This window comes from Isoptericola sp. NPDC057391, from assembly GCF_042668085.1.
Lineage (GTDB): Bacteria > Actinomycetota > Actinomycetes > Actinomycetales > Cellulomonadaceae > Isoptericola.
Genome location: NZ_JBHVBO010000110.1, coordinates 1 through 14,234 on the forward strand (window position 1 = coordinate 1; position 14,234 = coordinate 14,234).

Consider the following 14,234-nt stretch of genomic DNA (forward strand, 5'->3'; position numbering starts at 1 on the left):
AGATTCGCGCCGAATCAGGGCCAGAATCCCACCCACAACGTGTCAGAGAGCGGCGGCGACCGCGGGGGCGAGGGCGCGGAACGCCTTGCCGCGGTGGCTGATGGCGTTCTTCTCCGCCGGGGTGAGCTCGGACGACGTGCGCGTGCCCGGCGTGCCGTCGGCGGCCGGGGCCTGCTCGGCGGGCACGTGGATCGGGTCGTAGCCGAAGCCGTTCTCCCCGCGCGGGGCGCGCACGAGCGTGCCGGGCATCTCGCCGAGGCACACCTCCTCGCGGCCGTCCGGGGTGACGAGCGCCGCCGCGCAGACGAAGGCCGCCGCGCGGTGCTCGTCACGCACGTCGGACAGCTGCGCGAGGAGCAGCTCGAGGTTCGCCACGTCGTCGCCGTGCCGCCCCGCCCAGCGGGCGGAGAAGATGCCCGGCGCGCCGCCCATGACGTCCACGCTCAGTCCGGAGTCGTCCGCGACGGCGGGCAGGCCGGTGGCCCGGGCCAGCGCGCGCGCCTTGATGAGCGCGTTCTCGACGAACGAGACGCCGTCCTCGACGGGCTCGGGCGCTCCGACGTCCCCGGCCGTCACGACGGCGTCGTCGGGCAGCGCGTCCAGGCCCGGCTGGTCGCGCAGGATGGCGCGCAGCTCCACCAGCTTCTTGCGGTTGTGCGTCGCCAGCACCAGACGGGCGCCGGCGGGCACGGTGACGTCGGCCATCGTCACAGCTCCTGCGCCAGCGCGGCGCGCTGGATCTCGGTGAGCTCGGCGGTGCCGGCGACGGCGAGGTCGAGCAGGGCGTCGAGCTCGGCGCGGTCGAACGGCGCGTGCTCCGCGGTGCCCTGCACCTCGACGAACGTGCCCGAGCCCGTCGTCACGACGTTCATGTCCGTCTCGGCCCGCACGTCCTCGACGTACGGCAGGTCGAGCATCGGGGTGCCGTCGATGATGCCGACGCTGACCGCCGCGACGGAGTCCGTGAGGACCGTCTTGCCGCCGGTGACGTGCCCGTGGCGGGTGCCCCACGCGACGGCGTCGGCGAGCGCCACGTACGCGCCGGTGATCGCCGCGGTGCGGGTGCCGCCGTCGGCCTGCAGGACGTCGCAGTCGAGCACGATCGTGTTCTCGCCGAGCGCGGTCACGTCGACGACGGCGCGCAGCGCGCGGCCGATGAGGCGCGAGATCTCGTGGGTGCGGCCGCCGATCTTGCCCTTGACCGACTCGCGCTGGCTGCGCTCGTTGGTGGCGCGGGGGAGCATCGCGTACTCGGCGGTGACCCAGCCCTCGCCGGACCCCTTCTTCCAGCGCGGCACGCCCTCGGTGAACGACGCCGTGCACAGCACGCGCGTGCTGCCGAACTCCACCAGCACGGAGCCCTCGGCGTTCTGGGTCCATCCGCGCGTGATCGTCACCGGGCGGAGCTGAGAGGGCGTGCGACCGTCGGCGCGGGGTGCAGCATCAGGCGTGGCGGCCTGGGAAGCGGGGGAAGTCATGCGGCCACCCTATGCCGCCACCCGATGCCGCCACCCCGTGCGAGCCGCACGTAGGGTTGTCCGGTGCAGCTCACCGCCTCGGACCTCGCGTTCGCCTACCCCGGCCGCCCGGTGCTCGACGGCGTGAGCCTGCGCGTGTCGGACGGCGCGCGGCTGGGCGTGGTGGGGGAGAACGGGTCGGGCAAGTCGACCCTTCTGCACCTGCTGGCCGGGGACCTGAAGCCGGGCCGCGGCGAGCTCCGGCGCAAGGGGAGCGTCGCGCTCGTGGAGCAGGAGCTCGCGACGACCCCGGGCGAGACGGTGGGCGACCTCGTGCGGCGCACGCTCGCCGACCTGCGCGCACTCGCGGCGGAGATCGAGAAGGAGGCCGCGGGCTTCGATCTCCCGGGGTCCCCGGACGCCCGCGCAGCGAAGCGAGCAGGCGTGCGGGGTGGGGGTCACGAGACGGGTGACCTCCGTCGGCTGTCGGGGCTGCTGGCCCGCGCCGAGCACCTGGCCGCCTGGGACGCCGACCGGCGGGTCGACGTCGCGCTCACCCGCCTGGGCGCGGTGCGCGACCCCGACCGGCGCCTCGACACCCTGTCCGTGGGCCAGCGGTACCGGGTGCGCCTCGCGTGCCGGCTCGCGGAGCGCGCCGACCTGCTGCTCCTGGACGAGCCCACCAACCACCTCGACGACTCCGCGATCGAGTTCCTCACGGGCGAGCTGGTCGCGTGGCGCGGCGGGGTCGTCGTCGTCACCCACGACCGCGAGCTGCTCGACGACGTCGCGACCGCGATCCTCGACCTGGACCCGTCGATGGACGGCAAGCCGGTGCTGTACGGGCAGCCGGGCTACCTCGCGTACCGGTTCGCGAAGAACCAGGCCCTGCACCGGTGGCGGCAGCGTTACCGCGCGGAGCAGGAGCGCGCCCGCGTGCTCGCCGAGCGGCTGGACGCGTCGTACGAGGGCCTGTCGGACGAGTGGCGGCCGCCCAAGGGGTCGCAGAAGCACCGCCGCGCCACGCGCGCCCGCATCCACGTCAAGGCCGCCGACCGGCTGATCGAGAAGCTCGAGGCCGAGGCCGTGGAGGTCCCCGTGCCGCCCGCGCGGCTCGCGTTCCCGGACCTGCCGTCGATGTCCCCGGGCTGGGACCCGGGCGACCCGCTCGTCGAGCTCCGTTCCCCGCGGGTCGTCGCGGAGGACGGCGACCGGGCGGGCGCCGTCCGGCTGGACCTGCCCGGCACGCGCGTCGCGGTGCCACCGTCCGGCCGGCTGCTGGTCGTCGGCCCCAACGGCACGGGGAAGTCGACGCTGCTCGCGGCGCTCGCGGGCCGCGTGGGTCTCGCCCGCGGCACGCGGACGGTCACGGCGGGCGCCCGGCTGGGCGTCGTCGTGCAGGAGGCGCTGCCCGAGCGGCCTGCCGGCGCGACGGCGGACGAGGGTGCCGCTCCGACGGGCTTCGACGCCTACGCGGCCGAGGCGCTGCAGCTGCTGCAGCGCGGCGAGCTGGACCCGGAGCACGTCGTGCCCGTGGCGGCGCTGGGGCTGCTGAGCGAGGAGGACCTCGAACGGCCGCTCGCGGAGCTGTCGGCCGGGCAGCGCCGCCGCTTCGAGCTCGCGCGCGCGCTGCTGCACGCGCCGCACCTGCTGCTGCTCGACGAGCCGACCAACCACCTGTCGGTGGATCTCGTGGACGAGCTGACCCGGGCCCTGGCCGCCACCCCGGCCGCCGTCGTCGTCGCCACCCACGACCGGCGCATGCGCGCGGACCTGGCGGACTGGCCGGTGCTCGACCTCTCCTGACCTCCGGTTGGCGCCCCGCCCGCTGTCATGCATAACCTGCACTCAACCCGTGACAGCGACGAAGGGACGAGGGCGTGCCGGACGACGAACTGGGTGACCGGCTGAGGGTGCTGGTGCACGGCGCCGGCGGGATCGGGCTGTACGCCGCGGCCCGGCTGGCGCAGGCCGGGCACGAGGTGACGCTCAAGGGCCGCGCGGCCACGGTCGACGCCCTGCGCCACCACGACCTGCGCGTGCTGCGCGACGGCGCCGCCACCGCGGTCCACGGCGTCCGGGCGACCGACGTCGTCCCCGACGGGCCGTTCGACCTCGTCGTCGTCGCGACCAAGTCGTGGCAGGTGGACGACGCCGCCCGCGAGCTCGCGCCGGCGGTCGGCCCCGGCACCCGGGTGCTCACCACGCAGAACGGCGTCGACGCGCCCGCCCGGCTCGCCGCGCACCTCCCCGCCGACACGGTGCTGGCGGGCACCGTCGTCGTGATCGTCCGGCGCGTGGGCCCCGGGGAGGTCGAGGTCGTCGGGGACGAGGCGACCGTCACCGTCGGCTCCACGGCGCGCGCCGAGGCCGACCTCGTCGACCGGCGCGCGCTGACCGCCCTCGAGGGGGCGGGTATCCGGGCCCGATGGACCGACGACGTCATCAGCGCGCTCTGGAAGAAGCTCGCGCTCATCGCCTCCTACGGCGGGGTCGGGGCGCTCGCGGGGGCCACCGTCGGCGAGACCCGCTCCACCCCCGAGACGCGCGACCTGGTGGAGCGCGCGGTGCGGGAGGTGCTCGCCGTCGGCAACGCCGAGGGAGCGCGCCTGGGCGACGCCGACCTGGCCGACGTCCTGCACACGTACGAGTCCGTGTTCGCGCCCGGCACGACGGCGTCCATGCAGCGCGACCTCGCCGAGGGCCGGCCGTCGGAGCTGGCGGACCAGAGCGGCGCCGTCGTCGCGCACGCCGAGGCGGCCGGCGTCGACGTCCCCGTGCATCGGACGATCTACGCGTCCCAGCTCCCGCGCGAGGCCGCCGCGCGGCGGACGTCGTCCCCGCGAGCAGGATCGTGAGCCGGATCGCGAGCAGGGCCGTGACCAGCGGCGCGCTCGGCAGGCACGCCGTGCCGACCCTCTCGCTCGCGTGCGTGACCGGGCTGGTGAACGAGTGGGGCGCGGTGCCGCAGCGCGTCTCGTCCCGGCCGTGGGCCGGGTACCCGGGCGCAGGCTCGGCGGAGCGGCGGCTGCTCGAGGAGGAGTGGGCCGCCGCGCGCGACGCCGGCCCGGCGCCCGACGACGCGGCGGTCGTCGCGGCCGCGGACGCCGTCCACCCCGTGTTCGCCGCGACCGGGCCGGGCGAGCGCGCGCGACTCCTGGACGCCCTGGTGTCGACGCTCGGTCTCGGCCCACGGGTCGAGGTGCGCGACGGTGCGGGCGATCTCGCGCTGGGGTGGGCCGTGCCCCGGCGGGGCGCCCGGCTGACCGCGGCGCTGGTCGTCGCGCTGCTGCCGGCGACACCCCGGGCCGGAGCGCCGCGCCTCGGGACCTGCGGCGCGCAGGACTGCGCCGACGTGTTCGCCGACGTGTCGCCGCGCCAGGACAGGGCGTACTGCTCCGTGCGCTGCCAGGCGCGGGAGCGGGCGCGCGCCCGCCGCTCCGCGGCGCGGGGGCCCGCCGTCGTCCCGGCTCAGCGGGTGCGGTAGCGCGCGTAGAGGAGGCCGTTGGCGAAGGAGCGCTCCTCGACGAGGTCGAGGTCGAGCCGCACGCCGTCGGGGAAGAACCGGGTGCCGCCCCCGACGACGCTCGTGGTGACGAACAGGTGGTACTCGTCCACCAGACCGGCCCGGATCGCCTGCGCGGCGAGGGTCGGGCCGTCGACCGTGAGGTCGTGGTCGGACTGGGCCTTGAGCCTGCGGACCGCCTGCGGGTCGAAGGTCCGCTCGATCCGGGTCCGGGCGCTGGACACCGCCTCGAGGGTGGTGGAGTAGACGACCTTGTCGGTCGCCTGCCAGTCGTGGGCGTACTGGACGATGTGCGGCGGGGCGTCCGGGTCCTGGTCCGCGGTCTCCCAGAAGACCATGGTCTCGTACATCCGCCGCCCGTAGAGGTACGTGCCGACGTCGCGGAAGACGTCGCCGACGAACGTGTGCACCTCCGGGTCCTCCGCGGCCGCGCCGAGGTCGCCGTCCGGCGTCGTGGCGTAGCCGTCGAGCGAGGTGATCATCGAGTAGACGAGCCGTCCCATGCGAGTCCTCCGGTCCCCGGCGCCCGTGCGGCGTCGTGCCCGCTGAGACCAGCGCAGGACCGGGAACTCATCGCGTGGCCGGCGCGGCGGGCAGCCGGCGGTCCGCCCAGAGCGCGGCGATGGCGAGCAGGAGGAACATCACCGCGACGAGCCCCGCGTTGACGAGGGCCCGCCCCAGGCCCAGCTCGCCGACGTCGAGGAAGGGGTACGGGTACCAGCCGACGGCGGCCCCGCGGACGAACGTGTAGGCGATCCACGCCAGCGGCCCGACGACGGACCAGCCCACCGTGCGCGCGTCGACCCGCGGCCGCGGCCCGGCGAGCAGCCACACGACCACCGCGAGCACGGGCGACGCCAGGTGCAGCAGCACGTTGGACAGCTGGCCGGCCTGCGTCAGGCCCGGCACCGTGCCCGCCAGGACGGTGTTGTAGACGATGCCGGTGACGACGATGCACAGCAGAGCGTCGAGGTGCGCCACCCGCAGCAGCCGCCCGTCTCGCGCGGGGTCGAGCGCCAGCAGCACGGACACGACGCCGATGCCGACGTTCGACAGGATCGTGAAGTACGAGAACAGCCGGACGAGCCGCTCGGCCGTGGTGCCCGCCGCGCCCGGCCCGTCGACCAGCGCGATGACGAGCTCCATGAGGACGCCGCCGAGGGCGGGGAGCGCGACGAGCAGATGCCCGACCGACGCCGCCCGCCGGCTCACGACAGGCGCCCCACCCAGGCCATGGCCTGCTTCACGATCGTGCCCTGCCCGTGGATCATCTCCGCCAGCACGGTGTCGCTGCACGCCTCCTCGGGGGTGAGCCACGCGAGGTCCAGCGCGTCCTGCTGCGGCCGGCAGTCGCCGGTCACCGGCACGACGTAGGCCAGCGAGACGGCGTGCTGACGGGGGTCGTGGTACGGCGTGATGCCGGGGGTGGGGAAGTACTCCGCCACGGTGAACGGCTGCGGCGACGCGGGGACCTGCGGCAGCGCGACCGGGCCGAGGTCCTTCTCGATGTGCCGCAGCAGCGCGTCGCGCACCCGCTCGTGGTAGAGCACCCGGCCGGAGACGAGGGCCCGCGTCATCGTGCCGAGCGGGGTGACCCGCAGCAGCAGCCCGACGGCGACCACGTCGCCGGAGTCGTCCACGCGCACCGGCACCGCATCGACGTACACGAGCGGGAGCTGCGCCCGCACAGCGGCGAGGTCCTCCGGGCTGAGCCAGCCCGCGGGCTGCGGCTCGTCGCGGTAGAACTCGTCGTCGGGGGGGAACTCGGCCGTGTCCGTCACACGTCGTTTCTACCAGCCCGGACGGCGCGCGAGCGCGCGGGCAGGCCGCGGCGGGAATACTGGGAGCGGCGCCGATGCTGTGCCGAGGAGACCCCCATCGGAAGGACACCCATGGCCACCGTCGAGCTCACCGACGACACGTTCGAGAAGACCGTCACCGACAACGACATCGTCCTGGTCGACTTCTGGGCCGAGTGGTGCGGCCCGTGCAAGCAGTTCGCGCCCGTCTTCGAGGCCTCGTCCGAGGAGAATACGGACGTCGTGCACGCCAAGATCGACACCGAGGCCCACCAGCGCATCGCCGCCGCCGCGGGCGTGAGCGCCATCCCGACGCTCATGGCGTTCCGCGAGGGCGTGCTCGTCTTCAACCAGGCCGGCGCGCTGCCCGCGCCCGCCCTCAAGCAGGTCGTGGAGGCCGTCAAGGGCCTCGACATGGACGACGTGCGGGCCCAGATCGCCGCCGCGAACAACGGTTCGCCGCAGGCCTGATCGCCGCACCGCCAGCGCTACGCACGACGGCCGCCCCGGAGTCTTCCGGGGCGGCCGTCGTCTGCTGCTCTGTCGGCGGGTCGAACTAATGTTCGAACCGTGAGTCAACGCCGGAAGTACACCGAGGAACTACTCGCGGATGCGGCCGCGCACGCCACCTCCTATTCGGACGTGCTCCGGTACCTCGGAGTACCGCTGCGCAGCGGGTCGTACAGCCACATCGCCAAGAAGATCAAGGAGTTCGGTATCGACACGAGCCACTTCACGCGGCAGCGGCGAAAATACACGGCCGAGGTCCTCGGCGCGGCGGCGGCCCAGTCCGACTCCGTCGCTGGCGTCCTTCGCCATCTGGGGCTCAGCGAGGTCGGCGGAACGCACGCCCACATCAGCCGAATGCTCAAGGCGCTCGAGGTCGACACGAGTCATTTCCGGCGCGATCAAGGCGCCCGGCGCGTAGGGAGCCGATTGACGGCGACGGACCTCCTTGTCAATGACCGTTCGGCGACCAGGCGTCGCCCTCCGCATCGCCTGCGGCGAGCGCTCCTCGAGATCGGCCGTGCGTACGCCTGTGAGAGTTGTGGTTGCGACGGACAGTGGCAGGGGATGCCGTTGACGCTGCACATCGACCACATCAGCGGCGACTTTCGGGACAACAGAGCCGCGAACCTCAGGTTCCTGTGCCCCAACTGCCACGCACAGACTCCGAACTTCGCAGGACGCTCGCGGGGTCGGTATGGCAGGACGCTCGCAGAATGTGAGGACGATCAAGGCAAGGACACAGGCGAGGACGCGGCCTAGTTACACTGTCGCCGGCTAGCCGGAGTGATGGAATTGGCAGACATGCGGCGTTTAGATCGCCGTGCCCTCAGGGCGTGCGGGTTCGACCCCCGTCTCCGGCACCTCGCGAAATCGCGTCAGTCGAGACCGAGCGTCTTGCGGACGCGGGCGACGTGGCCCGTCGCCTTGACGTTGTACTGCGCGACGGTGACCGTGCCGTCCGGGCCGACGACGACGGTGGAACGGATGACGCCCACGTACGTTTTGCCGTAGTTCTTCTTCTCGCCCCAGGCGCCCCAGGCCTCGAGCGCCTCGTGCCCGGTGTCGGCCAGGAGGGGGAACGTCAGGGCGTCGCGCTCGGCGAACGTCGTGAGCTTGTCGACGCCGTCGGGGGAGACGCCGACGACGGCGTAGCCGGCGCTCTGCAGCGAGGCGAGGGAGTCGCGGAAGTCGCACGCCTCGGTGGTGCAGCCCGGCGTCATCGCGGCGGGGTAGAAGTACACGACGACGCCCTCGCGGTCGGGCTCCGCCAGCGCGTCGGCCAGCGAGAACGTGCCGGTGGTGTGTCCGGTGCCGGTGCCGGTGGCGTCCGGCAGGACGGCGGGCAGCTCGAGGGCGGGGGCGGCGTCGCCGACGGCGAGACGGGTCACGGGTGCTCCTTGGTGTCGAGGTCGTGCGGTGCGCGGCGACGGTCTTCGCGAGAGCTCGCAGGACGGTCGCGGGTGCGCACCCGGCGTCGAGCCTAGACGTCCGCGTCGTCTAGCGTTGACCTGTGACCGACCGCGCGCCCCGCACCACGCCCGACAGCAAGCCCCTGCCGATCCGCATGCTGCACGACCGTCTGCTGGTGCAGCCGGAGGTCGACTCGGCCGAGCGCCAGTCGACGGCGGGCCTGGTGATCCCCGCCACTGCGGCCGGGGCCAAGCGGCTCGCGTGGGCCCAGGTGGTGGCCAAGGGCGAGCACGTGCGCCAGGTCGCCGTGGGCGACCGCGTGCTGTACGACCCGGAGGACCGGGCCGAGGTGGACCTCGGCGGCACGGACTACGTGCTGCTGCGCGAGCGCGACGTGCACGGCGTCACCGAGACCGAGGACGAGGGCGGCGCGACGGGCCTGTACCTCTGAGACAGTAGGGCCCATGACCGGCGACGACGCCCGACCCGCGGACCCTCTCGACCTGCTGGCGCTCGACGACGAGCTCAGCCCGACGGAGCGCGAGACGCGCGACCGCGTGCGCGCCCTGGTCGACGAGCACGTCCGCCCGCACGTCGCGCGCTGGTTCGCCGACGCCGTCTTCCCGCTCGACCTGGTGCCGCGCCTCGCGGAGACGGGCCTGCTCGGCATGCACCTGCACGGGTACGGCTGCGCCGGCAGGTCCGCCGTCGAGTACGGCCTGGCGATGGCCGAGCTCGAGGCCGGCGACTCAGGGATCCGGACGTTCGTCTCGGTGCAGGGCTCGCTGGCGATGTCGGCCGTCGCGAAGCACGGCTCGCCCGAGCAGCGCGAGCGCTGGCTGCCCGGCCTGGCCGCGGGCGAGCTCATCGGCTGCTTCGCGCTCACCGAGCCCACGGCCGGCTCCGACCCGGCGTCGATGACGACCACCGCGACGCGCGTCCGCGACGGGTGGGTGCTGTCGGGGCGCAAGCGGTGGATCGGCCTCGCCTCCGTGGCGGACGTCGCGGTGGTCTGGGCCCGGGCGGTGGACCCCGACGACGACGTGGCGGGCGGCGGCGAGGGCCGTGCCCGCGTCCGCGGCTTCCTCGTCCCCACGACGACGCCCGGGTTCGTCGCGACGCCGATCGAGCCGAAGCTGTCGCTGCGCGCGTCGGTCCAGTGCGACGTCGTGCTCGACGACGTCCGGCTGCCCGCGGACGCGATCCTGCCGGAGCACCCCGGCCTCGCCGGGCCGTTCGCCTGCCTGGCCGAGGCGCGCTACGGCATCGCGTGGGGCGCGGCGGGCGCCGCGCGCGACAGCCTCGACGCCGCGCTGCGGCACGCGGGGCAGCGGGTGCAGTTCGGCCGGCCGCTGGCCGCGTTCCAGCTCACGCAGGCGAAGCTCGTGGACATGGCGCTCGAGGTGTCCCGGGCGCAGCTCCTGGCGCTGCGGCTGGGCCGGCTCAAGGATGCGGGGCGGCTGGAGCCGCACCAGGTCTCGGCCGGCAAGCTCGCGAACGTGCGGTCCGCGATCGAGGTCGCCCGCACGGCGCGCACCGTGCTCGGGGGCGACGGGATCACGCTGGAGCACTCGCCGATGCGGCACGCGGCGAACCTCGAGTCGGTGCGCACCTACGAGGGCACCGACGAGGTGCACACCCTGGTCCTGGGCCGGCACCTGACCGGGCACCAGGCGTTCCGCTGACCCGTCACCGGGCGGCCGCGGCGCCGTCGGACCCTTGTCGTCGAGGTCACAGGGCCGACCTGCCCGGACGGTTTCCCGGCAGCCCCGTGCGGCTGGTAATGTTTCTCCCCGCCGGCGCCATTAGCTCAATTGGCAGAGCAGCTGACTCTTAATCAGCGGGTTTGGGGTTCGAGTCCCTGATGGCGCACCAGCACGCGGTTCCCGATCACGGGGGCCGCGTCGTGTGAGGGCTCTCGGCCCGACCTCCCGGTCGACCGCGTACCCTCTGGCCACGCGCCATTAGCTCAATTGGCAGAGCAGCTGACTCTTAATCAGCGGGTTCGGGGTTCGAGTCCCTGATGGCGCACCACCAAGCCCCGTCCGGCACCGCCGGGCGGGGCTTCGTCGTGCCGGCGACGAGCGCCGGGCCGCGTCGGGGCGGAGGATGAGTCGATGATCTCCACCGAGCTCGCGGCCCGGCTGCGCGAGGCGGGGCTGGTGTGGCGCCCCGCCGACGGCGACCGGTTCCGCATCGACGCCGCCGACCTGTCCGCCGAGGTCTTCACCGTCAGCACGATGACGATCGAGGCGCACGACTACCCGACCGGCACCATCCTCGGCTTCAACGGCACCACCGAGTGGGCGCTCGACTCCGTGGCCATCGAGGACGCGCTGTGGCTGCCGCGCGAGGACCAGCTGCGCGAGCTGCTGCGCTCCACCTTCCGGGGCCTGACCCGCACCCACGAGGGCGGGGCGGAGCGCTACGAGGTCGAGGTGGAGCTGCTGGGGGAACCACGGACCTTCTCGGCCGCCGACGCCGCCGAGGCGTACGGCACGGCGCTGCTCGCGCTCGTGGAGCTCAGCGCCTGAGCCCCGGTGCCTGATCATCGGTGCCCAGCGCCCCGCTTACCCTGGGGGCGTGCCTGATCCCGTGACGTCCGAGCCCGTCGACCCGCGCTACCGCCGCCAGCCCGTGAGCTTCGTGCGGCGCAGCGCCCGCCTCACGACCGCGCAGCGCAAGGCGTGGGAGACCCGGCGCGACCGGTACCTCGTGGACGTGCCCCGCGACGTCGCCGTGACGTCCGTCGACCCCGGCTGGCGGTTCGACCCCGCGCGGGAGTTCGGGCGCACCGCCCCGCTGGTGGTGGAGATCGGGTCGGGCCAGGGCGAGGCGATCGTCGCCGCCGCGGCCGCGCACCCCGAGCGCGACCACCTCGCCGTCGAGGTGTACACGCCCGGCCTGGCGCAGACGATCGTGCGCGCCGGTCACGCCGGCGCCGACCCGGGCCGGGACGGCGGCGCGCCGGGCAACGAGCTCGACAACCTGCGCCTGGCCCAGGCGGACGCCGCGGAGCTGCTGGCCACCGCGCTGCCGGAGGCGTCCGTCGACGAGCTGTGGGTCTTCTTCCCCGACCCGTGGCACAAGTCCCGGCACCAGAAGCGGCGGCTCGTCACGCCGGCGTTCGCCACGCTCGCCGCCCGCGCCCTGCGTCCCGGCGGCGTGTGGCGCCTCGCGACCGACTGGTCGCACTACGCCGACCAGATGCTCGAGGTGCTCGAGGCGAGCGACGACTTCCGCAACGCCCACGGGCCGGGGGCACGCGCGCCGCGGTTCGAGGGGCGCGTGCTCACGAGCTTCGAGAAGAAGGGCTCGGCCGCGGGCCGCGGCGCGACGGACCTGGAGTACGTCCGCGTCTGAGCCGCGCCTCCGGCCCGCCCCTGCACCGACCGGTCCCGACCTGGGGACGCGCCGGGAAGTGACTTGCGCCACACCGTCCGGCTCTAGCAAGGTGTGCCTCGCGAAACGTTCTCGAACGGGGCGGCGTGGCCCCGTCGATCGCCTGAGCCAACGGAGGCATCATGAGCGACCTGTCCACCGCGGGGCCACCACCGGGAGAGACCGAGTACCAACGGGTGCAGCGGTCGGACGAGTTCCAGGGGCTGCGGCGCGCCTTCCGGAGCTTCGTGTTCCCGATGACGGCGCTGTTCCTCGTCTGGTACTTCGTCTACGTCCTGCTCGCCAACTACGCCCACGACTTCATGAGCATCCGGCTGGGTGACAGCAACATCACCGTGGGGCTGCTGTTCGGGCTCGGCCAGTTCGTCTCCACGTTCGTCATCACGATGCTCTACGCCCGCTGGGCGAACAAGAAGTTCGACGCGCGGGCCGACGCGCTGCGCCGTGAGATCGAGGAGGGCGAGCTGTGAGCGAGACCGGCACCGACATCGGCAACCCGTGGGTCAACATCGGCATCTTCGCCGCGTTCGTCCTCGTGACCCTCGTGATCGTGTTCCGCGCGTCCCGGCAGAACAAGTCCGCCGCAGACTTCTACGCCGGCGGGCGCAACTTCACCGGGCCGCAGAACGGGACGGCCATCGCGGGCGACTACCTGTCCGCCGCTTCGTTCCTCGGCATCTGCGGCGCCATCGCGCTCAACGGCTACGACGGCTTCCTCTACTCGATCGGGTTCCTCGTCGCCTGGCTCGTGGCGCTCCTGCTGGTGGCTGAGCTGCTGCGCAACACCGGCAAGTTCACGATGGCCGACGTGCTGTCCTTCCGGCTGCGCCAGCGCCCGGTGCGGATGGCGGCCGCCCTCGCGACCCTGCTCGTGGTCTTCTTCTACCTGCTCGCGCAGATGGCCGGGGCCGGCGGCCTCGTGGCCCTGCTGCTCGGCGTCGACAGCCGTGCCGGCCAGAGCCTCGTCATCGCCGTGGTCGGCGCCCTGATGATCCTCTACGTGCTGGTGGGCGGCATGAAGGGCACCACCTGGGTGCAGATCATCAAGGCCGTGCTCCTCATCGCCGGCGCCGCCATCATGACCGTCTGGGTGCTGGCCAAGTTCGGCTTCAACCTCTCCGACCTGCTCGGGGGCGCCGTCGAGATGGCCGGACCGGGTGGCGAGGCGCTGCTGGAGCCGGGCAAGCAGTACGGCACGGACGGCACGTCCAAGCTGAGCTTCCTGTCGCTCGCGCTGGCCCTGGTGCTCGGCACGGCGGGCCTGCCGCACGTGCTCATGCGCTTCTACACGGTCCCGACGGCCAAGGAGGCGCGGCGGTCGGTGGTCTGGGCCATCTGGCTGATCGGCATCTTCTACCTGTTCACGCTGGTGCTCGGCTACGGCGCGGGCGCGCTGGTGGGGCCGGAGGCGATCAACAACGCGCCCGGCGGCGTGAACTCGGCGGCGCCTCTGCTGGCCTTCGCGCTCGGCGGCGAGATCCTGCTCGGCCTCATCTCCGCCGTCGCCTTCGCCACAATCCTCGCGGTCGTGGCCGGGTTGACGATCACGGCCGCGGCGAGCTTCTCGCACGACATCTACGCGAACGTCATCAAGAAGGGCGAGGTCAAGCCGGACTCCGAGGTGCGCATCGCGCGCTGGACCGTGGTCGTGATCGGCGTCATCGCCATCGTGGGCGGCATCTTCGCCCAGAACCAGAACGTCGCGTTCCTCGTGGCGCTCGCGTTCGCGGTGGCGGCCTCGGCCAACCTGCCGACGATCGTGTACTCGCTGTTCTGGAAGCGGTTCAACACGTCGGGCGCGCTGTGGAGCATCTACGGCGGGCTGATCTCCTGCATCGTGCTGATCGTCCTGTCGCCCACGGTGTCGGGGAACGAGAAGGCGATGTTCCCGTCAGCGGACTTCGACGTCTTCCCGCTGACGAACCCGGGCCTGGTGTCCATCCCGCTCGGCTTCCTGCTCGGCATCGTCGGCACCTTCCTGTCGAAGGAGAAGCCGCACCCGGAGAAGTTCGCCGAGATGGAGGTCCGGTCGCTCACCGGTGCCGGCGCCGAGAAGGCCGTCGCCAAGCACTGACGACGCCCGCGGGCCGCACCGCACCCAGGGGCCCCGCCGAGACGCCGGTCTCGGCG

General features: G+C 73.5%; 17 protein-coding genes and 3 tRNA genes. 14 read left to right on the top strand and 6 right to left on the bottom strand.

Features of this window, described 5'->3' with window-relative positions; genetic code table 11:
* Nucleotides 1-42: 42 nt before the first annotated feature.
* Together rdgB and rph are read right to left on the bottom strand one after the other, a co-directional pair.
* Complete coding sequence (gene rdgB / locus ACFUVW_RS13850) at nt 43-705, bottom strand: RdgB/HAM1 family non-canonical purine NTP pyrophosphatase (protein ID WP_430571913.1); 663 nt, start codon at nt 703-705, stop codon at nt 43-45.
* Nucleotides 706-707: 2 nt separating this feature from the next.
* Complete coding sequence (gene rph / locus ACFUVW_RS13855) at nt 708-1,478, bottom strand: ribonuclease PH (RefSeq protein WP_430571914.1); 771 nt, start codon at nt 1,476-1,478, stop codon at nt 708-710.
* Between the two features lie 63 nt (nt 1,479-1,541).
* Between rph and ACFUVW_RS13860 the strand changes: the two genes are divergently transcribed.
* From ACFUVW_RS13860 to ACFUVW_RS13870, 3 genes are all read left to right on the top strand, one after another.
* Complete coding sequence (locus ACFUVW_RS13860) at nt 1,542-3,263, top strand: ATP-binding cassette domain-containing protein (RefSeq protein WP_430571915.1); 1,722 nt, start codon at nt 1,542-1,544, stop codon at nt 3,261-3,263.
* A 74-nt stretch (nt 3,264-3,337) separates the two neighbouring features.
* Nucleotides 3,338-4,315 carry a ketopantoate reductase family protein gene (locus ACFUVW_RS13865; RefSeq protein WP_430571916.1) on the top strand — a complete coding sequence of 326 codons (978 nt, stop codon included), beginning with the start codon at nt 3,338-3,340 and terminating at the stop codon, nt 4,313-4,315.
* Nucleotides 4,312-4,944, top strand: coding sequence for a CGNR zinc finger domain-containing protein (locus ACFUVW_RS13870; RefSeq protein ID WP_430571917.1), 633 nt, complete (start codon nt 4,312-4,314; stop codon nt 4,942-4,944). Before ACFUVW_RS13865 ends, ACFUVW_RS13870 begins: the two co-directional genes overlap by 4 nt.
* Here ACFUVW_RS13870 and ACFUVW_RS13875 read toward each other — a convergent pair.
* The 3 genes from ACFUVW_RS13875 to ACFUVW_RS13885 form a co-directional block, all read right to left on the bottom strand.
* Entirely contained in the window at nt 4,929-5,486 is a 558-nt protein-coding gene (locus ACFUVW_RS13875) for a dihydrofolate reductase family protein (protein ID WP_430571918.1), read from the bottom strand. The two genes, ACFUVW_RS13870 and ACFUVW_RS13875, sit on opposite strands and share 16 nt — an antisense overlap.
* A 67-nt stretch (nt 5,487-5,553) precedes the next feature.
* The gene (locus ACFUVW_RS13880; protein WP_430571919.1) at nt 5,554-6,195 is read right to left on the bottom strand and encodes a Pr6Pr family membrane protein; all 642 of its coding nucleotides are present in this window, start codon (nt 6,193-6,195) and stop codon (nt 5,554-5,556) included.
* Nucleotides 6,192-6,764 carry an NUDIX hydrolase family protein gene (locus ACFUVW_RS13885; protein WP_430571920.1) on the bottom strand — a complete coding sequence of 191 codons (573 nt, stop codon included), beginning with the start codon at nt 6,762-6,764 and terminating at the stop codon, nt 6,192-6,194. Before ACFUVW_RS13885 ends, ACFUVW_RS13880 begins: the two co-directional genes overlap by 4 nt.
* 111 nt (nt 6,765-6,875) lie before the next feature.
* Here ACFUVW_RS13885 and trxA point away from each other — a divergent pair, with 111 nt between their 5' ends.
* From trxA to ACFUVW_RS13900, 3 genes are all read left to right on the top strand, one after another.
* A complete protein-coding gene (gene trxA, locus ACFUVW_RS13890) occupies nt 6,876-7,253 on the top strand; it encodes a thioredoxin (protein ID WP_429728266.1) in 378 nt (125 codons plus the stop codon).
* Nucleotides 7,254-7,352: 99 nt separating this feature from the next.
* Nucleotides 7,353-8,051 carry an HNH endonuclease gene (locus ACFUVW_RS13895; RefSeq protein ID WP_430571921.1) on the top strand — a complete coding sequence of 233 codons (699 nt, stop codon included), beginning with the start codon at nt 7,353-7,355 and terminating at the stop codon, nt 8,049-8,051.
* Nucleotides 8,052-8,069: 18 nt separating this feature from the next.
* Nucleotides 8,070-8,152, top strand: a tRNA-Leu gene (locus ACFUVW_RS13900).
* 15 nt (nt 8,153-8,167) lie between these two features.
* Here ACFUVW_RS13900 and ACFUVW_RS13905 read toward each other — a convergent pair.
* Nucleotides 8,168-8,680: a peroxiredoxin gene (locus ACFUVW_RS13905; RefSeq protein ID WP_430571922.1), complete on the bottom strand. Its 513-nt coding sequence runs from the start codon at nt 8,678-8,680 to the stop codon at nt 8,168-8,170.
* 176 nt (nt 8,681-8,856) lie between these two features.
* Here ACFUVW_RS13905 and ACFUVW_RS13910 point away from each other — a divergent pair, with 176 nt between their 5' ends.
* From ACFUVW_RS13910 to ACFUVW_RS13945, 8 genes are all read left to right on the top strand, one after another.
* Nucleotides 8,857-9,153: a GroES family chaperonin gene (locus ACFUVW_RS13910; RefSeq protein WP_429762689.1), complete on the top strand. Its 297-nt coding sequence runs from the start codon at nt 8,857-8,859 to the stop codon at nt 9,151-9,153.
* Nucleotides 9,154-9,166: 13 nt separating this feature from the next.
* Nucleotides 9,167-10,387 carry an acyl-CoA dehydrogenase family protein gene (locus ACFUVW_RS13915; protein ID WP_430571923.1) on the top strand — a complete coding sequence of 407 codons (1,221 nt, stop codon included), beginning with the start codon at nt 9,167-9,169 and terminating at the stop codon, nt 10,385-10,387.
* 114 nt (nt 10,388-10,501) lie between these two features.
* Nucleotides 10,502-10,577: transfer RNA gene (locus tag ACFUVW_RS13920), tRNA-Lys, on the top strand.
* Between the two features lie 83 nt (nt 10,578-10,660).
* Nucleotides 10,661-10,736: transfer RNA gene (locus ACFUVW_RS13925), tRNA-Lys, on the top strand.
* An 83-nt stretch (nt 10,737-10,819) separates the two neighbouring features.
* Nucleotides 10,820-11,236 carry a pilus assembly protein CpaE gene (locus tag ACFUVW_RS13930; protein ID WP_430571924.1) on the top strand — a complete coding sequence of 139 codons (417 nt, stop codon included), beginning with the start codon at nt 10,820-10,822 and terminating at the stop codon, nt 11,234-11,236.
* Nucleotides 11,237-11,285: 49 nt separating this feature from the next.
* Nucleotides 11,286-12,065: a tRNA (guanosine(46)-N7)-methyltransferase TrmB gene (trmB, locus tag ACFUVW_RS13935; protein ID WP_430571925.1), complete on the top strand. Its 780-nt coding sequence runs from the start codon at nt 11,286-11,288 to the stop codon at nt 12,063-12,065.
* A gap of 161 nt (nt 12,066-12,226) precedes the next feature.
* On the top strand, nt 12,227-12,574 hold the full coding sequence (locus tag ACFUVW_RS13940; protein WP_430571926.1) for a DUF485 domain-containing protein: 348 nt from the start codon (nt 12,227-12,229) through the stop codon (nt 12,572-12,574).
* Nucleotides 12,571-14,178: a cation acetate symporter gene (locus tag ACFUVW_RS13945; protein ID WP_430571927.1), complete on the top strand. Its 1,608-nt coding sequence runs from the start codon at nt 12,571-12,573 to the stop codon at nt 14,176-14,178. The genes ACFUVW_RS13940 and ACFUVW_RS13945 overlap by 4 nt, the downstream gene beginning before the upstream one ends.
* Nucleotides 14,179-14,234: the final 56 nt, after the last annotated feature.